The 25,803-nt window shown below is 65.8% G+C and carries 22 protein-coding genes and 1 tRNA gene; 10 read left to right on the top strand and 13 right to left on the bottom strand.

The genetic code is table 11. The features are described 5' to 3' along the window. Nucleotides 1-2: 2 nt before the first annotated feature. Nucleotides 3-698 carry a DUF4197 domain-containing protein gene (locus ACH0BU_RS04350; RefSeq protein WP_500263805.1) on the top strand — a complete coding sequence of 232 codons (696 nt, stop codon included), beginning with the start codon at nucleotides 3-5 and terminating at the stop codon, nucleotides 696-698. A 740-nt stretch (nucleotides 699-1,438) separates the two neighbouring features. On the opposite strand, the gene ACH0BU_RS04355 is transcribed toward ACH0BU_RS04350, so the two are convergent. The 3 genes from ACH0BU_RS04355 to ACH0BU_RS04365 form a co-directional block, all read right to left on the bottom strand. Continuing rightward, nucleotides 1,439-3,328 carry an EAL domain-containing protein gene (locus tag ACH0BU_RS04355; RefSeq protein ID WP_500263806.1) on the bottom strand — a complete coding sequence of 630 codons (1,890 nt, stop codon included), beginning with the start codon at nucleotides 3,326-3,328 and terminating at the stop codon, nucleotides 1,439-1,441. 169 nt (nucleotides 3,329-3,497) lie between these two features. Next, nucleotides 3,498-4,391 carry an ROK family protein gene (locus ACH0BU_RS04360; RefSeq protein WP_296222714.1) on the bottom strand — a complete coding sequence of 298 codons (894 nt, stop codon included), beginning with the start codon at nucleotides 4,389-4,391 and terminating at the stop codon, nucleotides 3,498-3,500. Between the two features lies 1 nt (nucleotide 4,392). Next, the gene (locus ACH0BU_RS04365) at nucleotides 4,393-4,833 is read right to left on the bottom strand and encodes a MarR family winged helix-turn-helix transcriptional regulator (RefSeq protein ID WP_046410719.1); all 441 of its coding nucleotides are present in this window, start codon (nucleotides 4,831-4,833) and stop codon (nucleotides 4,393-4,395) included. Nucleotides 4,834-4,911: 78 nt separating this feature from the next. Between ACH0BU_RS04365 and hppD the strand changes: the two genes are divergently transcribed. From hppD to ACH0BU_RS04390, 5 genes are all read left to right on the top strand, one after another. Next, nucleotides 4,912-5,949 (top strand): 4-hydroxyphenylpyruvate dioxygenase, encoded by a 1,038-nt coding sequence (gene hppD / locus ACH0BU_RS04370; protein ID WP_314469887.1) that lies wholly within the window; start codon nucleotides 4,912-4,914, stop codon nucleotides 5,947-5,949. 169 nt (nucleotides 5,950-6,118) lie between these two features. Next, entirely contained in the window at nucleotides 6,119-7,411 is a 1,293-nt protein-coding gene (gene hmgA / locus ACH0BU_RS04375) for a homogentisate 1,2-dioxygenase (RefSeq protein WP_314469888.1), read from the top strand. Next, entirely contained in the window at nucleotides 7,408-7,758 is a 351-nt protein-coding gene (locus tag ACH0BU_RS04380) for a Rieske (2Fe-2S) protein (protein WP_296223130.1), read from the top strand. The genes hmgA and ACH0BU_RS04380 overlap by 4 nt, the downstream gene beginning before the upstream one ends. 10 nt (nucleotides 7,759-7,768) lie before the next feature. Next, nucleotides 7,769-8,644, top strand: coding sequence for an alpha/beta fold hydrolase (locus tag ACH0BU_RS04385; protein ID WP_500263807.1), 876 nt, complete (start codon nucleotides 7,769-7,771; stop codon nucleotides 8,642-8,644). Beyond that, entirely contained in the window at nucleotides 8,641-9,285 is a 645-nt protein-coding gene (locus ACH0BU_RS04390; RefSeq protein ID WP_314469890.1) for a DsbA family protein, read from the top strand. Before ACH0BU_RS04385 ends, ACH0BU_RS04390 begins: the two co-directional genes overlap by 4 nt. Before the next feature lie 36 nt (nucleotides 9,286-9,321). On the opposite strand, the gene ACH0BU_RS04395 is transcribed toward ACH0BU_RS04390, so the two are convergent. Beyond that, on the bottom strand, nucleotides 9,322-9,954 hold the full coding sequence (locus ACH0BU_RS04395) for a glutathione S-transferase family protein (protein WP_500263808.1): 633 nt from the start codon (nucleotides 9,952-9,954) through the stop codon (nucleotides 9,322-9,324). Between the two features lie 13 nt (nucleotides 9,955-9,967). Further along, the gene (locus tag ACH0BU_RS04400; protein WP_296222296.1) at nucleotides 9,968-13,111 is read right to left on the bottom strand and encodes an acetyl-CoA carboxylase family protein; all 3,144 of its coding nucleotides are present in this window, start codon (nucleotides 13,109-13,111) and stop codon (nucleotides 9,968-9,970) included. Between the two features lie 145 nt (nucleotides 13,112-13,256). Between ACH0BU_RS04400 and ACH0BU_RS04405 the strand changes: the two genes are divergently transcribed. Beyond that, nucleotides 13,257-14,516: an MFS transporter gene (locus ACH0BU_RS04405; protein WP_296222295.1), complete on the top strand. Its 1,260-nt coding sequence runs from the start codon at nucleotides 13,257-13,259 to the stop codon at nucleotides 14,514-14,516. Here ACH0BU_RS04405 and ACH0BU_RS04410 read toward each other — a convergent pair. The 6 genes from ACH0BU_RS04410 to ACH0BU_RS04435 all read right to left on the bottom strand — a co-directional run bounded on the left by ACH0BU_RS04410 (nucleotide 14,503) and on the right by ACH0BU_RS04435 (nucleotide 20,065). Continuing rightward, nucleotides 14,503-15,039 carry a (2Fe-2S)-binding protein gene (locus ACH0BU_RS04410; protein ID WP_046410733.1) on the bottom strand — a complete coding sequence of 179 codons (537 nt, stop codon included), beginning with the start codon at nucleotides 15,037-15,039 and terminating at the stop codon, nucleotides 14,503-14,505. The two genes, ACH0BU_RS04405 and ACH0BU_RS04410, sit on opposite strands and share 14 nt — an antisense overlap. A gap of 73 nt (nucleotides 15,040-15,112) precedes the next feature. Further along, nucleotides 15,113-16,234, bottom strand: coding sequence for a CoA transferase (locus tag ACH0BU_RS04415; RefSeq protein ID WP_314469892.1), 1,122 nt, complete (start codon nucleotides 16,232-16,234; stop codon nucleotides 15,113-15,115). A gap of 88 nt (nucleotides 16,235-16,322) precedes the next feature. Further along, nucleotides 16,323-17,432 carry a CaiB/BaiF CoA transferase family protein gene (locus tag ACH0BU_RS04420; protein WP_296222909.1) on the bottom strand — a complete coding sequence of 370 codons (1,110 nt, stop codon included), beginning with the start codon at nucleotides 17,430-17,432 and terminating at the stop codon, nucleotides 16,323-16,325. 10 nt (nucleotides 17,433-17,442) lie between these two features. Further along, the gene (locus ACH0BU_RS04425; protein WP_314469893.1) at nucleotides 17,443-18,627 is read right to left on the bottom strand and encodes an acyl-CoA dehydrogenase family protein; all 1,185 of its coding nucleotides are present in this window, start codon (nucleotides 18,625-18,627) and stop codon (nucleotides 17,443-17,445) included. 140 nt (nucleotides 18,628-18,767) lie between these two features. Then, on the bottom strand, nucleotides 18,768-19,112 hold the full coding sequence (locus ACH0BU_RS04430) for a DUF6285 domain-containing protein (protein WP_052742602.1): 345 nt from the start codon (nucleotides 19,110-19,112) through the stop codon (nucleotides 18,768-18,770). Further along, nucleotides 19,109-20,065 (bottom strand): phosphotransferase family protein, encoded by a 957-nt coding sequence (locus ACH0BU_RS04435; protein ID WP_500263809.1) that lies wholly within the window; start codon nucleotides 20,063-20,065, stop codon nucleotides 19,109-19,111. The genes ACH0BU_RS04430 and ACH0BU_RS04435 overlap by 4 nt, the downstream gene beginning before the upstream one ends. A 150-nt stretch (nucleotides 20,066-20,215) precedes the next feature. Here ACH0BU_RS04435 and ACH0BU_RS04440 point away from each other — a divergent pair, with 150 nt between their 5' ends. The 3 genes from ACH0BU_RS04440 (at nucleotide 20,216) to ACH0BU_RS04450 (ending at nucleotide 24,952) form a co-directional block, all read left to right on the top strand. Then, nucleotides 20,216-21,583 carry an acyl-CoA dehydrogenase family protein gene (locus tag ACH0BU_RS04440; protein WP_046410740.1) on the top strand — a complete coding sequence of 456 codons (1,368 nt, stop codon included), beginning with the start codon at nucleotides 20,216-20,218 and terminating at the stop codon, nucleotides 21,581-21,583. A gap of 156 nt (nucleotides 21,584-21,739) precedes the next feature. After that, on the top strand, nucleotides 21,740-22,735 hold the full coding sequence (locus ACH0BU_RS04445) for an NAD(P)H-dependent flavin oxidoreductase (RefSeq protein WP_046410742.1): 996 nt from the start codon (nucleotides 21,740-21,742) through the stop codon (nucleotides 22,733-22,735). An 81-nt stretch (nucleotides 22,736-22,816) separates the two neighbouring features. Further along, on the top strand, nucleotides 22,817-24,952 hold the full coding sequence (locus ACH0BU_RS04450; protein WP_500263810.1) for a histidine kinase dimerization/phosphoacceptor domain -containing protein: 2,136 nt from the start codon (nucleotides 22,817-22,819) through the stop codon (nucleotides 24,950-24,952). Between the two features lie 38 nt (nucleotides 24,953-24,990). Here the strand turns inward: ACH0BU_RS04450 and ACH0BU_RS04455 are convergent, their stop codons facing one another. Together ACH0BU_RS04455 and ACH0BU_RS04460 are read right to left on the bottom strand one after the other, a co-directional pair. Then, a complete protein-coding gene (locus tag ACH0BU_RS04455) occupies nucleotides 24,991-25,506 on the bottom strand; it encodes a biliverdin-producing heme oxygenase (RefSeq protein ID WP_136451249.1) in 516 nt (171 codons plus the stop codon). A 45-nt stretch (nucleotides 25,507-25,551) separates the two neighbouring features. Further along, nucleotides 25,552-25,638 (bottom strand) — tRNA-Leu (locus ACH0BU_RS04460). Nucleotides 25,639-25,803: the final 165 nt, after the last annotated feature.

Raw genomic sequence — 25,803 nt, forward strand, 5'->3', positions numbered from 1 at the left:
CATTGCTGATCAGCGCGGGGATCGCGCTACCGGGGCTGATGGTGGCAGGCTGTGCCACGACAGCCATGGCGGGCGACATGACGGAGGCATTGCGACGGCTGCTGACAATTTCGAGCGAGCGTGCGCTGACCGGTCTTGTATCAGACACTGGTTTTCTCAACGATCCTGCCGCCGGGCTGACCATCCCGGGCGTGGAAGGCGATCGATCCGGCGCTGTGTTGGGCGCGCTGCTCCGCTCGGCCCCAGTGCAGCGTGAGCTCACGCTCGCGATCAATCGCATTGCCGCGGATGCGGCCGACCGTGCGGCCCCGCTGATCTTGAACTCGATCCGGTCCCTCACCTTCAGTGACGCGCTCGGCATTGTTCGTGGCGGGCCAACCGCAGCAACGGGTTATCTTCAACAAGCCATCGGCGATCGGATCCTTGATGCCATGCTGCCCGAGGTAGGCCGAGGATTGCGTCAGTTCGACAGCCAGTCTGTTCTCGGTCCCGTCATCGGCGCTGCGACCGGAATCAACGTCAGCGCCATTCAGAGGACGCTCACGACCCAGGTAGCACAGGTGATCTGGCGGGCGATCGGCAATGAGGAAGCCGCCATTCGCAACGATCCTGCCCGCGCGGGCGACCCGCTCGTTTCGGCAATGCTGACGGGTGGGCGTCTGATGGGCGCAAGACAAGGCGCAGCGGATCGCTGGTAGCGGCTGATCGGCCTCACTGGCGAACGTCCTGGCCTCACATCGCTAGGGCGTGGCTGGCGCCCATCTTGCTTTTCGGACAAATCTGGTGAATAGTCCCATATCGGCTCTACGGCTCTAATCAGAGCGCGCCGCTAGTGAGCGCCGCATCCATCCGAACTCCTTCGCAGATGCGGCGCTCATGTAGATGCAGGTGTAGAATGATGCGCTTGCGTCATGATCCATCCGCAGCGACATTAGGCAAACGGATCGGCATATGCCGCGTCCCAGGCTCGTAGCCGGGCGCCTCGCCCATCAATCCTTTTGTCCGTCAGCGGCGGGGCGCTTGGGACTTTGACTGTCACGCTAATCCTGCCGTGCCGGTCTGCCGAGGCCCGATGTCCGACTTGCCCCAATCAGCCAAATTGATCGTGTGACGACATACATGCTTGCGTAATTGGCAAGGTCAGGGCAACTTCCCCGCATAATAATTGCCGGCTCGCCGGAATATGAGGGGATGGTTGATGGAATATGCGAACGTCATTCTACTTAGCGCCGCGGGCGTCGGTGCCGTCACGGTGATGAGCGGCATGTTGCTGTTGGCGCGTCGCCCCCGATAATCCGGAATGCGGCCCGCGCCTGACGCCGAGTGTGGACGTCTCTGGTCGCACTTGCACCGGCCGCGGGCTGACCTAAACTGACCTGGTTCCTTCGGGTGCCGACTTACTGACTGCGTCGCATGTCTTGTCGACTTGCGTACGAACTCAACCAGCGGCTCCGCTTTCCGCGACGGTTGAAGGGGCGGCGGCGTTCACGCCTGTGATGCCTGACTTCGCAAGTGCAGCCGCGTGCTCCGCCGTGATCGGCACGGCAAACAGATAGCCCTGGAGGTGGCTGGCCCCCGCGGCGCGCAGCATCGCCATTTGCCCATCGGTCTCGACGCCTTCCGCAATGACGCCAAGCCCTAGCGCCTGCCCGAGATGGATGATCGAGTGGACGATGGCGACCGACTCTCGCTCGCGCATCATCCCATCGATGAAGCTGCGATCGATCTTCAGGCTGTCGAGCGCGAACTTGCGGATGTTGTACAGGCTGGAATAGCCGGTGCCGAAATCATCGAGCGCGATGCGAAACCCCATCTGACGCAGCCGGTACATGGTGTCGGCGGCACGCTCCGCATCGTCGAAGATGGCGGTTTCGGTGATCTCGATCTGAAGGCGCGGCGGCGCGACATTGGCTCGCTGCACCTGCTCCATGACATAGCCGACGAAATTGTGCCGCCGAAACTGACGTGGCGAGAAATTGACCGAGACATATTGCCCCGGCCAGTCCTTCAGCACAGCGAGCGACCTGGCAAGCACCCAATCGCCCAGCTCATGGATCAGGTTCGATTCCTCGGCGATCGGAATGAAGGCGGCCGGGCTGATCGGCCCACCCGCAACCGCATGCCAGCGCAACAAGGCCTCGAACCCGACGACCTCGAACGTGTCGGTCGCCACGATCGGCTGGAACAACATGCTCAATTCGTCGCGCGCGATCGCCTGACTGAGGTTGCTCTCGATCTGGCGGCGCAGCCGGATTCCTTCATCAAGGCTTTCGTCAAACAGCCGCGCCGCATTGCGCCCGCTTCGTTTCGCCTCGTTGAGCGCAAGATCCGCCCTGCGCATCAGGTCAACAGGGTCGCGCACACCCGTTTCATGCGACACCATGACGCCGGCCGAAACGGAGCCGTGCACCGGATCGCCCATCACCCTTAATGAAACATCGCACGCCGCGACGATCCGCTCGCAAGCCATCAGCGCGGCTTCCGGGGCGACAGTGTCGAACAGCAGGCCGAATTCATCCCCGCCCAGCCGCGCAACCAGTCCGTTCTGCGGAACGGCCTGCTGAAGAATGGCGCACACGGCTCGGATCATCTCGTCGCCCGCCAGGTGCCCCAGCGTGTCGTTGACCAGCTTGAAACGATCCAGGTCGACCATGGCGACCGCGAACGGGCCGGGTCGGCGCACCCGCTCGTTCAGGGCATGTTGAAACGCCAGCCGGTTGGGCGCGTCGGTCAGCGCATCATGGCTGGCGACATGGATCGCGCGCTGCTCATTGGCCGCCAGCTCGGCTGCCTGCTGCTCAAGAAGCGCAATGTGCCGCGCGAGATCGGCCCGCACGTCGGCAAGCTCGCGATCGACGTCCCAGCGCTTGCCGAGCGCGATCGCGGTCTGCACCACCTCCGCAGCTTCAAAGGGCTTCGCCAGATAGAACAGCTTGTCGGGAGGCCCCGCCACTTCGATGATTTCCGCCGAGGATACGTCCGAATAGCCGGTGACAATGACCAGATGGATGTCGGGATCGATCGTCCGTATGCGGCGGGCCGTCTCCTTCCCGTCAATGCCTGGTGGCATCCGAACGTCGATGAAGGCGACCGAATAGGGCCGGCCTTCGCCCAGGGCAGCCTCGACGGCCTGAATGGCATCAAGCCCCTGATCGTGGAACGTGCAATCAAACGCCGGGATGGGCCATTTTCCCGTGCGCGATCCGCGGAAGGCCTCAGCGGGCGCGCCGGTAGTGCCGCCATCAGTTTCGAAGCTGCGGCGATAGATCTCCTGCACGGAGGGATCATCATCGACGATCAGCAGGCGCATCGATGTTGAACCGGTCATCACGCGACTGACCTCCCGCCCATAACAACACATTGCATTAATGAGCAGCGAACACAGCGTCTCTTAAGGGATAATCCGTTTTGGTGGCGCCAGTCGTATCTCTCGCCGTCAGATCACAGCCGATGCATTTGGACAGGCCACGATCACAATGCGCAAAGGTACGATGTAACTAGGTCCGAGCGAGTGCCTGCTCGCCCAGCACGATGGCGCCCAGCGGACCCGCATTATTGCCGAGCGACGGCGGGACGACAAAGGTGTCGACATCCTCCACTTCCGGAAGGGCGACGTAGCCGCCGAGTGAATGGCGCAACGCCGCACGGATCTGCGGAAAGAGGAACTGATTGCCGATCATTACCCCGCCGCCCAGCACGATCCTGCGCGGGACGCCGGTGAGCGTAATGGTGTGCAGCAATTGCGCCAAGGCATGCGTCACAGTGGCCCAGACCGGATGATCCGGCGGCACATCCGCCCCCGCCATCCCCGTCCGCGCGGCAATTGCCGGGCCGGACACCAGCCCCTCCACACAGGCACCGTGATACGGGCAACTTCCCGTCCATTCGTCCCCTGCCATGCGCACCGGACGAACATGGCCGAGTTCCCCATGCGTCAGCCCATCCACCGGGCGACCATGCGCCACGAGCCCGACGCCAACGCCGGTGCCGACCGTGATATAGGCCAGGTCGCTCAGCCCCGCGGCGGCGCCCCAGCGCGCCTCGCCGAGCGCCGCACCGACGACATCCGTGTCGAAGCCGGTGGGAACGCCGTACCGACTGCCAACGCGCCGCGCGACGTCCGTGCCGCGCCAGCCCGGTTTCGGCGTCGATGTGATGTGACCGTAATCGGCAGCACGGCGATCGATGGAGATTGGTCCGAAGCTGGCGATTCCCAAGGCCTGGAAGCCGCGCCAACTGTCGATCACCCCCTCGATCGCGGCGAGTGTCTCCTCCGGCTTTCTCGTCGGCAGCTCGACACGCTCCAGGATTGCATCGGGCCCCTTCGCGAGGATCAGCACGCATTTCGTGCCGCCCAGCTCCACGCCGGCAATCAGGGGCGCGTCATCCACCTCAGGTCTCCAGCGCTGCCGTATCGATCCGCCGCAGCATGGCCACGAACCGGTCCAACTCGGCACGCGTAAACCGAGCGAATATCTTGCTCTCGAGTTCCAGCGCCTTGGGCGCGACGCTGGCGTAAAGATCGCGCCCTTCATCCGTCAGCGACAGGTGATGCGACCTCTTGTCTCCCGGATTGGGCGCGCGCGCGAGAAGTCCGCGCTCGACCAGCGCGATCGCCGCGCGGCTGACCGTCACCTTGTCCATTCGGGTGCGCTCGCCAATTTCGGCCTGGGTGATCGCTTCCACCTCGGCGATCACGGCCACTAGCCGCCATTCGGGAATGGTGAGCCCGAACAGCGATTCATAGGCCTTGGCGATGCGGTCACTCACCAGGTTGGAGGTGATCGACAGCCGATAGGGCAGGAACCGGTCAAGCACGAGCTGGTTGGTCATGAAGCAACCGGTAGCATTTGACACGGATCGCTCAAGCCGCGATCATAGTCACAAATGTTACCAATTGAGGATGCGCCAATGTCTGCCGACAACCCACTCGGCCTCAACGGCTTTGAATTTCTGGAATTTACCTCGCCCGATCCCGAAGCGATGGCGAAGCAGTTCGAGCAGCTGGGCTTCGTGCCAACGCACCGTCACCCGACGAAAAACATCACCCGCTACAAGCAGGGCCGCATCAACCTGATGCTGAACCGCGACGAGGCAGGGCGGGTGAAGCAGTTCCGCAACGAACACGGCGCCTCGGCCAGCGCGATGGCGTTCCGCGTCGCCGATCCGAAGAAGGCGCTGGAATGGGCGCTCGCCAACGGTGGCAAGCCGACCGAGGAAAACGACACCGTCATCATGGGGATTGGCGGCTCGTACCTCTATTTCATCCAGGACGGCATCGACCTGTATGAGAACTGGGCCGAGTTCGACGGCTGGCGCGAGGCGGAGGCGAAGAACAACGTCGGGCTCGATCTGCTCGATCACCTCACCCACAATGTCCGCCGCGGCCAGATGCAGGTGTGGAGCCAGTTCTACCGCACGCTCTTCAACTTCGAGGAGCAGAAGTATTTCGACATCAAGGGCAAGGCGACCGGCCTGTTCAGCCAGGCGATGATCGCGCCCGACAAGGCGATCCGCATCCCGCTGAACGAAAGCCAGGACGACAATTCGCAGATCGAGGAATTCATCCGCGAATATCAGGGCGAGGGCATCCAGCACCTCGCACTGACCACCGACAACATCTACGACACGGTCGAGCGGCTGCGCGCGCGCGGCGTCAAGCTGCAGGACACGATCGAGACCTATTACGAGCTGGTCGACAAGCGCGTCCCCGGCCACGGCGAGGATCTCGAGCGCCTGCGCAAGAACCGCATCCTGATCGACGGCTCGGTCGAGAATGACGAGGGCATCCTGCTCCAGATCTTCACCGAAAACATGTTCGGCCCGATCTTCTTCGAGATTATTCAGCGCAAGGGCAACGAGGGCTTCGGCAACGGCAACTTCCAGGCGCTGTTCGAAAGCATCGAGCTGGATCAGATCCGTCGGGGCGTGATTAAGGTCGATGCCTGACCGATGATCGAGGCGTCTGCCTCGATCGAGGTGCGGCGCTCCGGCGCCGCCATCGACCGGCCAGCGCGGCAAAGCCGGCGCACAAGGCGCGGCTTTGCCGCGTCTGACGCGCCGGCGAGCCCCACCAACCGACACCCGTAATCAAAAACAAAACCCGCCCGAGGTGAGGATGCCCACCGACACTGCCACCCCCGCCTACACCCCCGGCTTCGGCAATCATGTCGCGACCGAAGCGGTGCCCGGCGCCCTCCCCATCGGCCGCAACTCGCCGCAGAAGCCGCCCTTCGGCCTCTATGCCGAGCAGCTCTCCGGCACCGCCTTCACCGCGCCGCGCCACGAGAACCGCCGCTCGTGGCTCTATCGCCTGCGCCCCTCGGCCGAGCACCCGCCCTTCACTCGCTACGAAGGCGCCCCGCGGTTCGCGCCGGGCACGGTCAAGGAACCGCTCGCCCCCAATCGCCTTCGCTGGGATCCCGTAGGCGGTGACACTGGCGTCGATCTGATCGACGGCATGACGACGATGCTCGCCAACCGCGATCCCGCCGATCTCGAAGGCGTCGCGATCCACCTCTACGCCGCCGATCGCGACATGGAGAACCGCGTCTTCGTCGACGCGGACGGCGAATTGCTGTTCGTGCCGCAGGAAGGCCGGCTGGCGCTGCTGACGGAGCTTGGCCGGATCGACATCGCGCCTGGGCAGATCGCGCTGGTTCCCCGCGGTGTCCGCTTCCGCGCGCTGCTGCCGGATGGATCGGCGCGCGGCTATGCGCTGGAAAATCACGGCGCGATGTTCCGCCTCCCCGATCTCGGGCCGATCGGCGCCAACGGCCTCGCCAATCCGCGCGATTTCGAGACGCCGAACGCCTGGTTCGAGGATCGTGACGAGCGTTTCGAGGTGATCCAGAAATATCTCGGCAGCCTGTGGCGTACCGAGCTTCATCACTCCCCGCTTGATGTGGTCGCCTGGCACGGCAATCTCGCGCCGTGGCGCTACGATCTGGCCCATTTCAACACCATCAACACCGTCAGCTTCGACCATCCCGATCCGTCGATCTTCACCGTGCTGACCTCGCCGTCGGACGTGCCCGGCCGCGCCAATGCGGATTTCGTGATCTTCCCGCCGCGCTGGATGGTGGCGGAGGACACGTTCCGCCCACCCTGGTTCCACCGCAACATCATGTCGGAGGCGATGGGCCTCATCACCGGCGCCTATGACGCCAAGGCGGAGGGCTTTCGCCCCGGCGGCCTCTCGCTCCACAATCTGCTGAGCGGCCATGGGCCGGACAAGGCGACGTGGGATGCCGCATCCAACGCCGATCTGAAGCCGCACAAGATCGGCGGCACCATGGCCTTCATGCTGGAAAGCTGCTGGCCCTATCGCCCAACCGCCTTCGCGCTCGAGCACGCCCAGCCTGATTACGACGCCTGCTGGGCCGATTTCCCCAAGGCGAAGCTGCCCTGACCGAGCGCCTCTCCGCCACCCCGGCCGGCATCGCGCTCGGCCCGCTCGATCAGATCGCGGACGGCGCCGCGCGGAGCTTCGTCATCGAAATGCGCGCCGGCCGCTTCCACGGTTTTGCGGTGCGGCGCGGCGATCAGGTATTCGGCTATGTCGATCGCTGCCCGCACATGGGCCTGCCGCTCGCGCAGAAGCTCGACGATTATGTCGCCGCGGATCGCATCGCGTGCAGCTGGCACGGCGCGCTGTTCGATATTGCAAGCGGCGCGTGCCTTGGCGGCCCCTGCCCCGGCACTGCCTTGACGCCATGGCCACTTCGGGTGGAGGCTGGTGCGATAATCACCGCCTGAAGGAGAGGCCATGAAGGCGCGCGCGAACGGCATCGAGCTGGAATATGAGTCGTTCGGCAATTCCGCCGATACCACCATCCTCCTCATCATGGGCCTTGGGGCGCAGCTGACGCTCTGGCCGCTCCCGTTCGTCGAGGCGCTGGTCGAACGCGGCTTCCACGTCGTCCGCTACGACAATCGTGACGTCGGCCTTTCGACGAAGCTCGAGTCCGCCCGCCCGCCCCGCATCGGCATGCTCGTGCTTCAGCGCCTGCTGCGCCTGCGCCCGCGGGTACCCTATACGCTTGGTGACATGGCTGCGGACGCCGCCGGCCTGCTTGATGCGCTGGGGATCGAGAAAGCCCACATCGTCGGCGCCTCTATGGGCGGGATGATCGCGCAGATCTTCGCCGCCACCTATCCCGATCGCACGCTGTCGCTCACCTCGATCATGTCCACCACCGGCAATCCCAGGCTGTCGCGCGCCTCGCGCGAGGCGATGGACGTGCTCGTCAACCGTCCCAAAACGGACGATCTAGAGGCGCTCGTCGCCCATGGCGTCCGCGCGTCCCAGGTGCTCGCCGGCCCCGCCTTTTCCGTCGCGCACGACGTGCTGGAGGCCCGGGTCCGCGAAACGATCCAGCGCTCGAACTACCCCGATGGCTTCGCGCGCCAGCTGGCGGCGATCGTCGCCGACGGGGATCGGCGCCAGCGGCTGAAGACGATCACCGCGCCCACGGTCGTCATCCACGGCAGCGACGATTCGCTGGTCCCGCTCGACGGCGGGCGCGACACCGCCGCAAGCATCCCCGGCGCGCGGCTTGTGGAGGTGCGCGGCATGGGCCACAATGTGCCGGTGGAAGTCATCCCGCAGATCGTCGACGCGATCGAAAGCGTCGCGCGATGACCGGCCGAACGCTCCGCATCGATTTCGTCTCCGACGTCGTCTGCCCCTGGTGCCTGATCGGCCTCGCCAATCTCGAACGCGCCCTCGCCAGCCTCGGCGACGAGGTACCGGTGGAACTCGTCTTCCACCCGCTCCAGCTAAACCCCGGCCTCCCGCCGGAAGGCGAACTGGCGGCCGACAATATCGCCCGCAAATATGGCATCACGCCCGATCAGGCGCGCCGCCGCGGCGGCGGCGTGCGGGCGGCGGCGGAGGCCGCCGGCGTATCGATGGCTGGCCGACCGGATCGGCTCTACGACACGTTCGACGCGCATCGCCTGCTTCATTGGGCGGGGCACCAAGGGCGGCAATTGGCGCTCAAACATGCGCTTCTGCGTGCATATTTCGACCAGGGGCGTGCAATCTCCGACCATCATGTGCTGGCCGATGCCGCCGCTGGTGCAGGTTTGGACAGGGAAATGGCGCTCCAGATCCTCGCCCGGGGCGATTTTGCGGCCGAGGTGGCCGATGACGAGATCGAATGGCGGTCCGAAGGCATCGCCTCCGTCCCTACCATGGTGATCGACCGCGAATTCGTCATCAACGGCGCCCAGGAACCCGATCGCATCGAGCGCGCGCTGCGGAAACTGGCCGCGCGCTAGCCGCCATCTTGGCTCGATCCGCTTAGGGGCATGGGCTCAGAATGGCGCCGCCCCGGCCTTCTGCGCCTCCTTCGCGCGCGAAAACCCGTCGCGTGCCTTCAGCCGCTCCCAATAAGCGGCGACTTGCGGCGGAAAGCCATTGTCGATCTTCAGGCTCTTGGCGAGGAGCAGTGCGTAACCCACGGAAATGTCGACCGCCGTGAAGCGTCCGCCGACCAGGAACTCACGATCGCCCAGCACCCGCTCCACATGCCGAAGCCGCGAGTGGAACCACTGCGCATAATCGTCCGCCGCCTGCGGCAGGCGCCGCTCCGGCGGCTCCAGCATGCGATATCGCAGCACCAACGTCTGCGGGAAGGTCAGCGTCGCCTCGCCGAAATGCAGCCAGTTCAGCCACACGCCATAGTCGGGCGAGCCAGGCTCCACCACCAGATCATTCGGGCCCGCACGCGTCGCGAGATACTGAACGATCGCGGCCGATTCCGTCATCCGCGTCTCGCCTTCCACCAGCAGCGGGATCGTGCCGAGCGGATTGACGTCGAGGTAAGACGGCTCGCGCACCCGCGGCGGGAACGGCAGCAGGTGGAGCTTATAGTCGAGCCCCAGTTCCTCCAGCGCCCACAGCGCCCGAAAGGATCGCGCATCCGCGCAGTGATACAGTTCGATCATCGTGTCCCCCAAATCACCAGGTATCGATATAGCGGCCAGACCGGCGCGCCGGCGTCGAGGCGAGCCCGCGCAGCAGCCAGGCCCGCGTGTCCGCCGGGTCGATCACCGCGTCGATCTCAAGGAACTGAGCCACTGACACAGCTTTGCCGCGCTCGTATGAATGCGCGACAAGTTCTTGATATCGCGCCTCTCGTGCCTCGGCATCCTGGATTGCCTCAAGCTCCTTCCGGTAGCCGAGTCGAACCGCCCCTTCGAGCCCCATGCCCCCGAACTCACCGGTCGGCCACGCGACGGTGAACGGCCCGGCATGGAGCGATCCGCCCGCCATCCCCTGCGCGCCAAGCCCGTATGCCTTGCGCACCACGACCGTGAAGATCGGGACCGACAGCGCCGCCCCGACCACGAACATGCGCGAGGCACGGCGGATCGGCGCGGTCTTCTCCGCCTCCGGCCCGACCATGAAGCCAGGCGTGTCGCACAGCGAGACGATCGGCACGCCGAACGCGTCGCACAGCTGAAAGAAGCGCGCCGCCTTGTCCGCACCTTCCGCGTCAATTGCGCCCGACAAGTAGCGGCAATTATTGGCAATCACGCCCACGGCACGGCCGTCCAGCCGCGCCAGCCCGGTGATCATCCCCTTCGCCCAGCCACCGCGCAGCTCGATGAAGGAACCAGTGTCGAACAGCCCGTCGATCGCGCGGCGGATGTCGAACACGCGCAGCCGATTCTCTGGCACCACGTGCCGCAACAGCCGCTGGTCCGGCGCATCTCCGCCCGCCACCCGCCCCTGGAAAAACGACAGCAGCCGCCGCGCGAGATCGGTCGCCTCCGCCTCATCCTCTGCCAGCACGTCGATCGCACCGCTGTTCCAATGCACCTCGACCGGCCCGACTTCCTTGGGCGAATAGACGCCGAGCCCACCGCCCTCGATCATTGCCGGGCCACCGACGCCGATATGCGCGTCGCGCGTGGCGATCGTGATGTCGCAGCTGCCGAACAGCACGGCATTGCCCGCAAAGGAATAGCCCGACGTGATGCCGATCCTCGGCGCAACACCGGACAGCGCGGCAAAGCGGCTGAACGTCGGCACGTCGAGCCCCGTCGCGCCGACCGAATCGACGTCCCCCGGCCGTCCCCCGCCGCCCTCGGTATAGAAGACGATCGGCAGCTTCAGCTCGCCCGCAATACCGAGCAGCCGATCGGTCTTGCGGTGGTTCATATGGCCCTGCGTGCCCGCCAGCACGGTATAGTCATAGGCGAGGCCAAGGCACTTGGCGGCTTCCTCGCCATGATCCGCGGCATTCACCGTGCCGATCCCGCCGATCAGGCCGTCGGCGGGCGTGTTGCGCATCAGATCGTCGAGGCTCCGCCGGCGGCGCTGCGCGGCGATGGTCAGCGCGCCATATTCGATGAAGCTGCCGGGATCGAACAGGTCGTCGATATTCTCGCGCGCCGTGCGCTGGTTGGTACGCCGCCGCCGCTCCACGGCCGCCGGGCGATTGGCGTCGAGGCCCAGCGCATGGCGTGCGCGCACCTCGGCAAGATCGTCGCGTATCAGGTCCAGGTCGAGCGCCGCAGCGTCGGCCGCGACATCCTCGTCACCATCAGCTGGCTCGATCGAGACGAACACCGCGCCCTCGTCGATCACTCGCCCGGGCTCGGCCACGACCGCGCGCACGACGCCGCCGTGTGTCGCCACAACGGCATGCTGCATCTTCAGCGCCTCGATCGTGCCTAGCTCAGCGCCCCGCACCACCCGGTCCCCCGGCTGCACGCCGATCGCCACCACCACGCCAGCCAGCGGCGCCACAACCGCCTGCGTATCGGTCGACGCCGCCGGGGCCGCAGCCACCGCAAAGTCGCTGACGTTGCGATCGAACCAGCCGGTGTCGACCTTGCCGGCCGCCACCTCCTCGCGCGCCAGCAGCGCCGCGTGGAGCGGCAGGTTCGTGGCGACACCCGCGATCTCGAACTCCGCAACCGCCCGCCGCGCCCGCGCCAGCGCCGCGTCCCAGTCGGGCGCATGGACAATCAGCTTGGCGAGCAGCGAATCGAACCGCGGATTGGCCGCCATGCCCGCCTTCAGCGCGCCGTCGACGCGGATGCCCGGCCCGCCGGGCACCTCAACATTGCTGATGGTGCCGCCCGACGCACGCGGCATGCCGTCGGCACCGATCGTCTCGGCATTGATGCGCAGCTGGATCGCGACGCCGCGCGCGGCCGGCCGCTCCGCCGGAACGCTGCCCCCTTCTGCGAGCCGAAGCTGCAGCGCCACAAGGTCCAGCCCGGTCACCTCCTCGGTCACCGTATGCTCCACCTGAAGCCGCGGGTTCACCTCGAGGAAAGCGAACGCCTCCGGATCATCAGCGGCGCGCTCCTTGTCGACCACGAACTCCGCCGTCGCCAGGCCGACATATCCGGTGTCTTCAAGCAGGCGTTCCGCGGCACGCTCGATCCGGCCGGCAAACGCTGCGTCGATCGTCTGAGCCGGCGCGATCTCGATCAGTTTCTGGTGCCGCCGCTGCACCGTGCAGTCGCGCGTGCCCAGCGCGATAACCCGGCCGTCCGCATCGGCCGCCAGCTGAATCTCTATATGCCGCGCCGCGGGGATGTAACGCTCAACCATCACTTCGGCCGATCCGAACGCCGCCAGCGCTTCGGCGCCCGCGGCCTCGATCTGCGCCGCAAGCGTCGCGCGATCCTGGACCACGCGGATCCCGCGCCCGCCACCGCCAGCCAGCGCCTTCACCACCACCGGCCCGCTTACGTCCGTCCCCTCGGCCAGCACCGGCACGCCCACCGCCCGCGCGTGACGCTTGGCGACGTCCTTGTCGCCGAACAGCGCCAGCAGCCTCGCCGCCGGGCCGACGAACAACAGCCCGGCCTTGGCACAAGCCTCGGCAAAGGCCGCATTCTCGCTGAGGAAGCCGTAGCCGGGATGAACCGCGCCGCAGCCTGCCTCGCGCGCCGCGGCGATCATTGCATCAATGGAAAGGTAGGCGGCCGGACCTTCGCCGCTCAGCCCGATCGCGCGGTCAGCGGCGCGCACATGCGGCGCGCTCGCGTCGTCGGCGGAATGAACCGCGACCGTCTCGATACCCAAAGCGGCGGCGGTCCGCGCAATACGGATCGCGATCTCGCCGCGGTTAGCGATCAACAGGCTTTTTATCTTGCCTCTCCCTTTCAGCCTTCTTTCACGTCGTCATGCCGAAGCATCAACCTCTTTTCGCCTCCGCTGTCCTGACGTGTAAGGGGCAGCAGAAGGTCGAACCCCGCGTTCGTTGTCAGGACAGGTTGAAGGCATGAACCCCAGGCTGAAATCAATCATCGGCGGATCGACGGGCAATCTCGTCGAATGGTATGATTGGTATGCCTATGCGGCCTTCTCCCTCTATTTTGCGCCTCATTTCTTTCCGGCGGAGGATCAGACCGCGCAATTGCTGAGTGCGGCGGCGGTATTTGCGGTCGGCTTTGTCATGCGACCGATCGGGGCGTGGATCATGGGGGTCTATGCCGATCGTCGCGGCCGCAAGGCGGGGCTGACGCTGTCGGTCACCTTGATGTGCGCCGGATCGCTGCTGATCGCCATCACGCCCGGCTATGAGACGATCGGCGTCTTGGCGCCCGGCCTGCTGGTGCTCGCGCGGTTGATGCAGGGGCTGTCGGTTGGCGGCGAATATGGCGCCAGCGCGACCTATTTGTCGGAGATGGCAGGGCGTGACCGGCGCGGTTTTTACTCCAGTTTTCAATATGTCACACTGATCGCCGGGCAGCTCACGGCACTCATGGTGCTGCTGGTCCTGCAGGTCACAATGGATGAAAGCACCCTGGATTCCTGGGGCTGGCGGATCCCCTTTGCGATTGGCGGGGTGCTCGCGATCGTCGTGTTCCGCATCCGTCGCGGGCTCGTCGAAACGGAAAGCTTCAAGAACAGCAGCGGCCCCAAGTCGGGGTTCTGGACGCTGGTGACTCACCACCCGCGGGAGACCGCGACGGTGATGCTGCTGACGGCGGGGGGCACGCTCGCCTTCTACGCATATTCGGTCTACATGCAGAAATTCCTGGTCAATACCAGTGGCTTCGACAGGGAAGTTGCGAGCCGGATCAATGCCGCAACCCTGTTCTTCTTCATGTGTTTGCAGCCGGTTGCTGGCGGCTTGAGCGACCGGATCGGGCGAAAGCCGCTGATGATCGCGTTCGGCATTGCGGGGTGCCTGTTCACGTATCCGATCTTCGTCGCGCTGGAGAGCGTGCGCAGCCCGTTCGCCGCTGCTGGGCTCGTGATGGCGGCGCTGGTGATCGTGACCGGTTATACGTCGATCAATGCGGTGGTGAAGGCGGAGCTTTTCCCCGCGAACATTCGCGCGCTGGGCGTGGCGCTGCCCTATGCGCTGGCCAATACGCTGTTCGGTGGCACGGCGGAATATGTCGCGCTGAAGTTCAAGGACCTCGGATGGGAGCGCGGGTTCTATTGGTATGTGACGGGAATGATTGGCGTTTCCCTGATCATCTACCTCAGGATGCGCGACACGCGCGCGACCAGCCGGATCAACGAGGACTGAGCGCGGGGACGGCGCGGGCGGCCTCCGCCGGGTCGATCCCCGGGCGGGTGCCGGCATCGATCGTTTCGTCGCCCCGCGCCACACGCGCTGCCTTTTGGATGGCCTCCACGAGACGCGGGTAGATGCCGCAGCGGCACAGATTGGTGATGGCCCGGCGAATATCGGCCTCGGACGGATCACGCCTGGCCTTGATCAACGCCGATGCTGCCATGACCATGCCAGGGATGCAGAAGCCGCATTGCACGACATTGCCGTCGAGCATGGCGAGTTGCACCGGATCGGCGCGATCGCGCGACAGGCCCTCGATCGTGGTGACGAAGCTGCCCTCGACCTCAGCGATCGTCACCTGGCACGACCGCACGGCGCGGCCGTCGACATCGACCGTGCATGCCCCGCACGCGCCCGTGCCGCAGCCATATTTGGCGCCGGTCAGGTTGGACGCGTCGCGCAGCGCCCACAACAGCGGGGTCGCCGGATCGAGCAGATACTCGACGGCTTCATTGTTGACCGTCAGTTTCGTCATGGGCGCGTCTTAGCGCGAAAACGCTGCGCGAAAAGCGCCACCCCGTGCCGGAGCGCGGCGTGGCGCCTTTCCCTCAATAGCCGAGCGCCGCAATCTCGTCCGCCGAGAAGCCGAGATCACGCAGCACGGCCGCGTCCTGCCGATCGCCGCCAAGCGCGGGCGCCACGGTGCTGCTTTTGGAATAACGCGGTGCAGGTGCGGGCTGCTTGATGCCGCCTGCTTCGACAAAGGTGCCGCGCGCCTTGTTGTGCGCATCGTCATACGCCTCGTCGAACCCGAGCACGGGGGCGAAGCACACGTCGTGACCCTTGAACGCCGCGACCCATTGGTCGCGCGATTTCGTCTTGAACAGGGCGGCCAGCTCATCCTTGAGCGCCGGCCATTGCCGCTGGTCCATCTGCGCCGACCATTTATCATCGCTGAGCCCCATCACCTTGCGGAACTCGGCGTAGAATTGCGGCTCGATCGCGCCGAGCGAAATGAACTTGCCGTCGCTCGTCTCATAGGTGTCGTAGAAATGGGCGGCTGTATCGAGCAGGTTGGTGCCGCGCTCGTCGCTCCACCGGCCCATGCCGCGGAAGCCCCACATCATCGTCATCAGCACCGCCGACCCATCGGTCATCGCGGCGTCGACCACCTGCCCCTCCCCGGTGCGCGCCGCATAAAGCAGCGCGGCGAGCATGCCGTAAGCGAGGAACATGCCGCCGCCGCCGAAATCGCCCGCGAGGTTGATCGGCGGCGTCGGCTTCTCACCCTTGCGCCCAAAAGCGTGGAGCGCGCCGGAGATGGCGATATAATTGATGTCGTGGCCGGGCTCGGGCGCCATTGGGCCGTACTGGCCCCAGCCGGTCATGCGGCCGTAGACGAGCTTCGGATTATCGGCGAGCAGCACATCAGGCCCGAGGCCGAGCCGCTCCATCACGCCGGGGCGATACCCCTCGATGATGGCGTCCGCCCCCTTCACGATCTTGCGCACGGCCGCGATCGACTTGGGATCCTTCAGGTCCATGCCGATCGACTTGCGGCTACGCAGCAGCGGATCCTTTTCCGCCACGCCATTGCCCTGCGTCTTACCCGGCCGATCGATGCGAATCACCTCCGCGCCGTGATCGGCGAGCATCATGCCGGCAAACGGGCCCGGGCCGATCCCGGCGAATTCAACGATACGGATACCGGCAAGGGGTGGCGTGCTCACGGATGCTCTCTCCTGTCTGATTTGCAGGGAGAGGTATCGCGGCGAGGACGCGAGCACAACAAAAGTTATGCTGGCATAGCGGCGCCCATCAGGAGCGGAGCGTTGGTGCCCCCTTGTCGAGCGCGAGCGCGGCGTCCGAGAACTGGATCGGCGTGCGCAGGCCGGCGATCGGCCGCGTCTCGCTGGCGGGCAGCACCATGCCGCGCGCCTGCACCTGCGGATCGTTCAGCGCCTGCTCGACGGTATTGATCGGCCCCGCGGGCACCCCCGCCGCCTCCAGCTTCGCCAGCAGATCGTCGCGTTCGAAAGCGCGGCAGCGTTCCTCGATCAGCGCGAACAAGGGCGCGCGATGTTCGATCCGGCCGGCGTTCGTGTCCCATCGCGGGTCCGGCCCGATCCCGACGATCGCGGCGAAGCGGTGATATTGCGCGTCATTGCCCACCGCCAGGATGAACCAGCCGTCGCTGGTCGGGAAGACGGCATAGGGACTGACATTGGCATGGGCATTGCCCATCCGCGCCGGATTTTCCCCGCTGGCGAAATAGTTTGCCGCCTGATTGGCGAGCACGCCGACCATCGTGTCGAGAAGCGCGCAATCGACCTGCTGGCCACGCCCGGTGCGCGCGCGCATCATCAGCGCGGCCTGGATGCCGATCGTGGCATAAAGCCCGGTCATGATATCGGCGAAGGCGACGCCGATCTTCTGCGGCGCGCCGTCCGGCTCCCCGGTCAGCGACATGATGCCGCCCATGCCCTGGATGATGAAGTCATAGCCGGCACGGTGGGCATAGGGCCCGGTCTGGCCGAAGCCAGTGATCGAGCAATAGACGAGCCGCGGATGATCGGGCGCGAGGCTGGCGTAATCGAGGCCGTATTTGGCCAGCCCGCCGACCTTGAAATTCTCGATCACCACATCGGCGTCGGCGATTAGCGCCCTCACCCGCGCCACGTCCTCCGGCTTCGTAAAGTCGGCGATGATGCTGGTCTTGCCGCGGTTGCACGCGTGGTAATAGGCCGCCGCACGGTCGCCCTCATGCTCCACGAACGGCGGGCCCCAGGTGCGGGTGTCGTCCCCCGCCGGGCTTTGCACCTTGATCACCTCGGCCCCGAGGTCGGCCAGGATCTGCCCCGCCCAGGGGCCGGCGAGGATTCGGGCAAGCTCGACGACCTTGATGCCCTTGAGCGGGGTTTCCTTCATCGGCCGGCGCTCAGAAGGCGGCGATGCCGGTGATCGCGCGACCGAGGATCAGCGCGTGCACGTCATGCGCGCCCTCATAGGTGTTCACCGTTTCGAGGTTCATCACGTGGCGCATCACCTGATACTCGCCCGAAATGCCGTTGCCGCCGTGCATGTCGCGCGAGACGCGGGCGATATCGAGCGCCTTGCCGACATTGTTGCGCTTCACGATGGAGACCATTTCCGGCGCGAAGCGGCCCTCGTCCATCAGGCGGCCGACACGCAAGGAGGCCTGCAGGCCGAGCGCGATCTCCGTCTCCATGTCGGCCAGCTTCTTTTGATAGAGTTGAGTCGCCGCAAGGGGCCGGCCGAACTGGTGACGGTCCAGGCCGTACTGCCGCGCGGCGTGCATGCAGAATTCCGCCGCGCCCATCGCGCCCCAGCTGATGCCGTAGCGCGCGCGGTTGAGGCAGCCGAACGGCCCCTTCAGCCCCTGAACGTCGGGGAGCAGCGCGTCTTCGCCCACCTCGACATCGTCCATCATCACCATGCCGGTGATCGAGGCGCGCAGCGAGAGCTTGCCCTCGATCTTCGGCGCGGTGAGGCCCTTCATGCCCTTTTCCAGCACGAAGCCGCGGATCGCGCCGCCATGCGCGTCGCTCTTCGCCCAAATGACGAATACGTCGGCGATCGGCGCGTTGGAGATCCAGGTCTTGCTGCCGGAAATACGATAGCCGCCATCGGTCTTGACCGCGCGGGTCTTCATGCCGCCGGGGTCGGAGCCGGCGTCCGGCTCGGTCAAGCCGAAGCAGCCGATCCACTCCCCGCTGGCCAGCTTGGGCAGATACTTCCGCTTCTGCTCCTCGGAGCCATAAGCATGGATCGGATACATCACGAGGCTGGACTGCACGCTCATCATCGAGCGGTAGCCCGAGTCGATCCGCTCCACCTCGCGCGCGACTAGTCCGTAAGCGACATAGGATGCGCCGACGCCGCCATATTCCTCCGGCACGGTCGGGCCGAGCAGGCCGAGCGCCCCCATTTCGCGGAAGATTTCCGGATCGGTATGTTCGTTGGCGAAAGCGTCGATGATGCGCGGCGCGAGCTTTTCCTCGGCATAGGCACGCGCGGTATCACGCACCATCCGCTCATCCTCGGTCAGTTGTTCGTCGAGGAGAAAAGGATCCGCCCAATCGAACGCGCCCATGCCGGCCATAATCTGCTCCACCCAAAAGCTGGTCCGCCCCGATCGCGGTCGCCGGCCGCGCGCTTCGCCCCAATCCTGGAGTGACGAGAAGCGCGCGCCGGCAGCCCGCAGTGAGCGGTGTCAGGAGGGGCTATAGCGGCTGGAGCGAGTCAGCCAAGCGTATGGGCGTATTTGGGCTGATCGATCGCGATCGTATCGAGCGCCGTCGCCTTCAGATGCGCGACCAACGCGGGATCATCGGGGGCGATCGTGCCGCTGCGGATCGCGGCGACCAAGGCGGCGTCGAGCTCATCGCGGGTGCCGTCGCGGTGCAGCAGCGCGCGCATCCGCTCCACCGCCCGGGCGTCCGCCGCCGGGCTGAGCGCCATGTCGCGCGCGGCGATCTCCAGCGCGTTGCGCGCCACCCGCAGCCCGAAGACGCTCGCGCTGCCATCGACCGGCAGCCATTGCGCGACGCCCGCCACCAGTTCCTGCGCGGTCGGGTGCGTGATCATGCCGCGTTCCTTTCGATGATCGCCACGATGTCCGCCTCGGTCTCCGACAGGCGCCGGCCGATCACGCCGCGCTCCGGCCCGGCGCTGAGGTCCGAGGCGAAGCTTGCGTACATGCCCATCGTCATGACGCCCCATTTGAGGCTGCCGAGCATCGACCAGAAATCGACTCGCGCCGCGCTGATCGGCTCGCCGCCCGCCTCGGCATAGCCATCGAGCAGGTCCTGCACGTCGCCGAAACCGCCGACGTAGCGATCGGGCCGGCCGAACTTCCAACTGTTGGTGCACAGCCATCCCAGATCCTCGGCCGGGTCGCCGACATGCACCAGCTCCCAGTCGAGCACCGCGACGAGGCCCTCGTCGGGATCGACCATGATGTTGCCGTTGCGGAAATCGCCGTGGACGAAGCGGGACGTCACCTTCTCTTTCGGCAGGCGCTTTTCCAGCCAGCGGAATGCCGCCTCGATCGTCGGGCGTACCGCGCCGGTGGCGCGCCATGTTGCCTCGTAATTGGCGAGCGTAGTCTCCGCGTCGGTCTGGTCGAGGCCATCAAGCGGCGCGACCGAGTGGATGCGGGCGAGCGCCGCGCCACATTGCCGCGCAAGCTTGCCGCGCGCAGGCTCGAAGGCGGGATCGCTGGTGATCTTCTTGCCCAGCGTCTCGCCGGCGACGCGGTGCATGACATAGGCCTCGTCCAGCCCGTCGGCTTCCTCGTCGCAGACATAGGTGACGATGGGTGCGGGTACCCCGGCCTCAACGGCAAGCGCGATCGCCTCCGCCTCACGGCGCAGCGGCGGTTTCGAGACGGCGGAGTTCATCACCATCCGCGTGCGGCGGCGAAGGATCAGCGGCGTCTTCGCCTCCCCCTCACCCACCGCATCGAACGCCCATGTCTCCATGCTCGCGCCGCCGGTCAGCCGTACCAGATTCTCGACCCGCTCAGCCCCGGGGGCCATGCGCGGTGCAAGCGCGGACAGTCGCCGCGCCAACTCGTCTTTCGAAAGCCTCTCCGCCATCGCCCCTCGGCTTGTTTGAATTAGGGGCTTTAAAATCCGTGAGAGGCCGCTACGCAAGTTAAAAGAGTCGACTTAATTCGGGAGAGGGCCATGGATTTCGGATTGCCGCAGGATCTGCTCGACTATCTCAAGGAGCTGGATGCGTTCATCGAGGCGGAGATCAAGCCGCTGGAGGATGCCGACGATAACGTCCGCTTCTTCGACCACCGCCGCGAATATGCGCGGACCGATTTCGAGGCCGGCGGCCTGCCGCGCCACGAATGGGAAGAGCTGATGCGCGAGGCGAAGCGCCGCGCCGACAAGGCGGGGCATTTGCGCTTCGCGATGGATCCCAAGTTCGGCGGCAAGGGCGGGTCGAACCTGTGGATGTGCGTCATCCGCGAATATCTCGCCGCCAAGGGCCTCGGCCTCCACAACGATCTGCAGACCGAACACAGCATCGTGGCGAACAACCCGTTCGCCAAGATGTTCGACGATTTCGGCACCGAGGAGCAGAAGGAAGAGTTTATCACCGGTACGCTGAACGGCACCCGCCGGGTGACCTTCGGCCTGACCGAGCCGTATCACGGCTCCGACGCGACCCATATGGAGACGCGCGCGGTGCCGGAATCGCGCAACGGCGTGCCCGGCTATGTCATTAATGGCGAGAAGATGTGGACGACGGGAATGCACGTCGCGACCCATTGCGCCCTCTTCGCCCGCACCAGTGGCGATGACGGCGCGGCCAAGGGCATCACCTGCTTCCTGGTGCCGACCGACGATGAAGGCGTCCAGATCGAGGAATATCTCTGGACCTTCAACATGCCAACCGATCACCCGCGCGTCAGCTTCAAGGACGTGTGGGTGCCGGAGACGACGATCTTCGGCGATCCCGAGAACGGCCTCCCCGTCGCGCAGGCGTTCGTGCACGAGAACCGCATCCGCCAGGCCGCATCATCGCTGGGCGCCGCGACCTACTGCATCGAGGAATCGATCCGCTACGCGCGGCAACGCAAGCCGTTCGGCGAGGATCTCGCCCGCAACCAGGCGATCCAGTTCCCGCTGGTGGAACTCGCGACCCAGGCCGAGATGCTTCGCCTGCTGATCCGCAAGACCGCGTGGGAAATGGATCAGATGCCGCACCATGAGGTGGAGAAGCGCCTCTCGGACAAGGTGTCGATGTGCAATTACTGGGGCAATCGCCTCTGCTGCGAAGCGGCGGATCGCGCGATGCAGGTCCATGGCGGCATCGGCTATTCGCGCCACAAGGCGTTCGAGCACATCTATCGCCACCACCGCCGCTATCGCATCACCGAAGGCGCGGAGGAAATCCAGATGCGCAAGGTCGCGGCCTTCCTGTTCGGCTACCTCGGGCCGCGTCGGCAGGAGTTCAAGGAACTCGACTGGAGCGACGTCGACTATCGCAACAGCCAGATCCGCCCGCGTTCGGGCAAGCAGGCGCTGGGCAGCGTGTTCTGATCGACGGACCGCCCCCGCCACTGCCGCCGCGCGTTGGTGCGCACGGCAGCTGCCGGGGCGGGCCAACCGCGCGCCGAGCGGACTTGCGGCCCCGCCGCGATCGGCATAACATCTGTTACGTTAGCGCGCCCGACGAGGCGCCCATGGGAGAGGGAAATGCTCAAGACGCGGTTCACCGAGGCGTTCGGGGTCGACTATCCGATCGCGCAGGGCGGCATGCAGTGGGTCGGCAAGGCGCATCTCGTCGCCGCCGTCGCGAATGCCGGTGCGCTCGGTTTCGTCACGGCGCTGACTCAGCCCACGCCGGAGGATCTGGCTAAGGAAATCCAGCGGACCAAGGATCTGACGGACAAGCCGTTCGGCGTGAACCTGACGATCCTGCCGACGATCACGCCGCCGCCCTATGCCGAATATCGCCGCGCGATCATCGAAGGCGGGATCAAGGTGGTCGAGACTGCCGGCTACAAGCCGCAGGAGCATATCGACGATTTCAAGGCGCACGGGATCAAGGTGATCCACAAGTGCACCGCGGTTCGCCACGCACTGTCGGCCGAGCGGATGGGCGCGGACGCGATCTCGATCGACGGTTTCGAATGCGCCGGCCACCCGGGCGAGGACGATATTCCCGGCCTGATCCTGATCCCGGCAGCCGCCGACAAGATCAAGGTGCCGATGCTCGCCTCGGGCGGCTTCGGCGATGGACGCGGCCTCGTCGCCGCGCTGGCGCTGGGTGCCGACGGCATCAACATGGGCACGCGTTTCTGCGTCACGCAGGAGGCGCAGATCCCCGACAGCTTCAAGCAGCAGATGGTCGAAAATGATGAGCGGGCAACCGACCTCATCTTCCGCACGCTGCACAACACGGCGCGGGTGATGAAGAACAAGGTCAGCCAGGAAGTCGTGGCGATCGAGCGCAAGGGTGGCGCCGAGTTCAAGGACATCCAGCATCTGGTGGCAGGTGCGCGTGGCCGTGCGGCGATGGAAAATGGCGATACCCAAGACGGCATCTGGTCGGCCGGCATGGTGCAGGGCCTGATCCACGACGTGCCGACGGTGAAGGAACTGGTCGACCGCATCGTGGCAGAGGCGGAGCAGATCATCGAAGGCCGGCTGCAGTCGATGATCAGCCGCTATGCCGAAGCTGCGGAGTAACAAAAGTTATTGATTTCGATCAGTTGCGCGGTTCGTTCGGAACAGGCATTTGACCTTCCTTTACGGGTTCAAGGGAAGGTCATGGCGAGCTTAAGCGAGCGGGCCGCGCCCGAATTGACGGAATGTGATCGCGAGCCGATCCACATTCCCGGAGCCATCCAGCCGCATGGCCTGCTGCTCATCGCTGATCCCGAAACGCTGCGCGTCCTGGCGGGGGCCGGCGCGCTGGAAGAGGTATTCGGCACCGACTGGCTGGGCGCACCGCTCCAGCAATTGCTGGCGCAGGACGTCGCCGCGCGGCTGGACAATCCGATCGCCGGGCCGGGAGGCACGATCCGCGGCACGCCGCTGATCGTCGACGATCGCGCCTATGACGTAGCGATCCATCGCGGCGCCGACCAGGTGATCGTCGAACTGGAGCCGACCGGCACCGAGCCGCTGCTGGCCGGAGACATCCTGTCGTGGATGGACGTGATCGCTGCGGGGTTTGAGCGCGCGAGCAATCTCCAGATGCTGTGTGCACGTGCCGCCACCGCCTTTCGCGCGCTGACCGGTTTCGACCGGGTGATGGTGTACCGCTTTCTTGATGACGAGGCGGGCCGTGTCGTTGGCGAGGATCGGGACCCCGCGCTCGGCACCTTCATGCACCATCACTTTCCGGCAGCGGACATTCCGCGTCAGGCGCGTGCGCTCTACGTGCGCAACCGCGCGCGCGTGATCCCCGATGTCGGCTATTCGCCCGCGCCGATCCGCCCGGCGCAATATAGCGGCACCGACCTCAGCGACGTATCGGTGCGCAGCGTGTCGCCGATCCATGTCGATTACCTGCGCAACATGGATGTGGGCGCGTCCGCGTCGATCTCGATCGTCAAGGATGGGGTGCTGTGGGGCCTGATCGCCTGTCATCACCGCACCGCCAAGCTGATGCCGATCGATATCCGGATGGCGGCGACGACGCTGTCCGGTGGCCTCGCACGGCAGATTCGCGCCAAGGAAGAAGCCGAAAGCTATCGCGAGCGGCTGGCGCTGCGCGCGGCGGAGGATTCGCTGGTGCCCGCGCTGAAGCCGCCGCTAACGCGCGCGGTGAGCGACCGGCACGATGATCTGCAGCGGATGCTGGACGCCGACGGCGTGGCGCTGGTCCATCCCAAAGGTGTCGATTGCTACGGCCGGTGCCCGTCGAAGAGCGAGGTCGAGGCGATTGCCGAATGGCTGGGCGAGCGCAACACGACCGAGGCCTATGTCACCCACATGCTGCCGAGCCAGTATCCGCCGGCCCAGGACTATGCGGACAAGGCCAGCGGACTGCTCGCGGTGTCGGTGCCGGAAGAGAATGCGACCATCCTGTGGTTCCGCGCCGAGCAGGTCGAGGAGATCGAATGGGCCGGCAACCCGCACAAGGGCATAGGCCATGATCCACAGGCGACGCTGACGCCGCGCGCGTCGTTCGAATCGTGGCGTGAGACGGTGCGCGGACGCTCGCGCCGCTGGACGCTGGAGCAGGTGGAGGCGACGCATCGCCTGCGGCGTGCTTTCCGTGACGCGCGCGATTCGCGCGAGCGGCAGCGGTTGTTCCAGGAATTGGAGCGTGCCGCCGCCGACAAGGACAACGCGCTGGCGCAGAAGGACGTGCTGATGAAGGAGGTGGACCATCGCGTCCAGAACAGCCTTCAGCTCGTCTCCGCCTTTCTCTCGCTCCAGGCGCGCGACGCGGGGCCAGGCCAGGTCGCCGACCAGTTGATCGAGGCGCGGTCGCGCCTGTCGGCGGTGGCGCTTGTGCACCGGCGGCTTTACCGTGACGACCAGATCGAGACCGTCGATCTTGCCCGCTATCTCGATGAACTGGTGCAGGATCTGCGCGGTTCACTGGGCCAGGAATGGGCCTCGCAGATGACGATCGACCTGACGCCGTTGCTGATCCCCACCGATCGCGCGATCAGCGTCGGGCTGGTGGCGTCGGAACTGGTCATCAACGCGACCAAATACGCCTATGAGGGCGGCACCGGGCCGATCGACATTTCACTGGAGCAATATCGCAACCGCTTCCGCCTGATCGTCGCGGATCATGGCGTCGGGGTGACGGGCGACCGCGTCGGCTTCGGCAGCCGGATGATGCAGGCGGTGATCGGGCGGCTGAACGGAACGCTCGATCATGCCGACAACAGCCCGGGCCTGCGCGCGATCCTGACCGCGCCGATCGAGGACGACACAAACTGACGGGGGACGGTCGCGCCGCGCCGGGTGGTGCGATCGTGTCAGATGGCGGGGACGCGGGCAGCCGCCTCGTACAAGGCAAAGGTATCGAGCGCGCCGGCGATCATGGCGGCGTGCCAGGCCTCGTCCTGCGGCGCCGCGGCCGCATCAATCGCAGTGCGGATCGTGCGCCACTCGCCTGGCTGATGCACCGCCGACAGATAGGCGTGCGGGAGGCCGGCGCCGACGCGCTTCGCCAGGATACCGCCGCCGAGCCGCGATCCCTCCACCACATATAGGGCGCCCCATGCCGCCGCCTCGCCGCCGGAGGCGGTCTCAATCGGCAGATCGACGCTGGCGCCCAGCGCCGCAAGGTCAGCGGCGAGCAACGGCGTGCGACGACGAAGCGCGCGCCATATCTGCGCCGCGCGCGCCTCTGCCGTCGGCAGCGCGCGGGCATGCGCCAGCAGCATCGCGCGATATTCGGACGGATCGGCAAAGTCGTAGCCCGCAAAGGCCGAATCGACCGAGTCATGCGCGGCGGCGGTGGCGGTACGAAGCAGGGAAATGGCAGACATTGCCGGCGCGATGCCTGATCGGGAGGCCGGCGTCGAGCCAGTCTATGGTACGGGTGGTCGGACTCGAACCGACAATCTGTTGCCAGAGGCGGATTTTGAGTCCGCTGCGTCTACCAATTCCGCCACACCCGCGTGTCCGGAGGGCGCCTTTGGCATGAACTGGGCGTGCCCGTCCAGCCCGCGATCAGGCTCGTTCCCACTTTATCGTCAGGCTTGGCCATGAGCTGGCCCCTGTTTTGACCGGACGGATTTAAGCCTATGAAGGAGGCTTGGGGCTATCCCCTGAGCATAGGCTTA

It is taken from the genome of Sphingomonas olei (assembly GCF_045369765.1).
Lineage (GTDB): Bacteria > Pseudomonadota > Alphaproteobacteria > Sphingomonadales > Sphingomonadaceae > Sphingomonas > Sphingomonas panaciterrae.

Excerpts from the sequence above, each read along its gene's own strand:
- ACH0BU_RS04430 (WP_052742602.1), bottom strand. The coding sequence starts at position 19,112 with ATGATCACGCACCCGACCGCGCAGGAACTGGTGGCGGGCGTCGCGCAA.
- hppD (WP_314469887.1), top strand. The coding sequence starts at position 4,912 with ATGTCTGCCGACAACCCACTCGGCCTCAACGGCTTTGAATTTCTGGAA.
- ACH0BU_RS04390 (WP_314469890.1), top strand. The coding sequence starts at position 8,641 with ATGACCGGCCGAACGCTCCGCATCGATTTCGTCTCCGACGTCGTCTGC.
- ACH0BU_RS04440 (WP_046410740.1), top strand. The coding sequence starts at position 20,216 with ATGGATTTCGGATTGCCGCAGGATCTGCTCGACTATCTCAAGGAGCTG.
- ACH0BU_RS04365 (WP_046410719.1), bottom strand. The coding sequence starts at position 4,833 with ATGACCAACCAGCTCGTGCTTGACCGGTTCCTGCCCTATCGGCTGTCG.
- ACH0BU_RS04405 (WP_296222295.1), top strand. The coding sequence starts at position 13,257 with ATGAACCCCAGGCTGAAATCAATCATCGGCGGATCGACGGGCAATCTC.
- ACH0BU_RS04450 (WP_500263810.1), top strand. The coding sequence starts at position 22,817 with ATGGCGAGCTTAAGCGAGCGGGCCGCGCCCGAATTGACGGAATGTGAT.
- hmgA (WP_314469888.1), top strand. The coding sequence starts at position 6,119 with ATGCCCACCGACACTGCCACCCCCGCCTACACCCCCGGCTTCGGCAAT.
- ACH0BU_RS04385 (WP_500263807.1), top strand. The coding sequence starts at position 7,769 with ATGAAGGCGCGCGCGAACGGCATCGAGCTGGAATATGAGTCGTTCGGC.
- ACH0BU_RS04410 (WP_046410733.1), bottom strand. The coding sequence starts at position 15,039 with ATGACGAAACTGACGGTCAACAATGAAGCCGTCGAGTATCTGCTCGAT.
- ACH0BU_RS04455 (WP_136451249.1), bottom strand. The coding sequence starts at position 25,506 with ATGTCTGCCATTTCCCTGCTTCGTACCGCCACCGCCGCCGCGCATGAC.
- ACH0BU_RS04420 (WP_296222909.1), bottom strand. The coding sequence starts at position 17,432 with ATGAAGGAAACCCCGCTCAAGGGCATCAAGGTCGTCGAGCTTGCCCGA.
- ACH0BU_RS04355 (WP_500263806.1), bottom strand. The coding sequence starts at position 3,328 with ATGACCGGTTCAACATCGATGCGCCTGCTGATCGTCGATGATGATCCC.
- ACH0BU_RS04395 (WP_500263808.1), bottom strand. The coding sequence starts at position 9,954 with ATGATCGAACTGTATCACTGCGCGGATGCGCGATCCTTTCGGGCGCTG.
- ACH0BU_RS04445 (WP_046410742.1), top strand. The coding sequence starts at position 21,740 with ATGCTCAAGACGCGGTTCACCGAGGCGTTCGGGGTCGACTATCCGATC.
- ACH0BU_RS04435 (WP_500263809.1), bottom strand. The coding sequence starts at position 20,065 with ATGGCCCCCGGGGCTGAGCGGGTCGAGAATCTGGTACGGCTGACCGGC.
- ACH0BU_RS04425 (WP_314469893.1), bottom strand. The coding sequence starts at position 18,627 with ATGGCCGGCATGGGCGCGTTCGATTGGGCGGATCCTTTTCTCCTCGAC.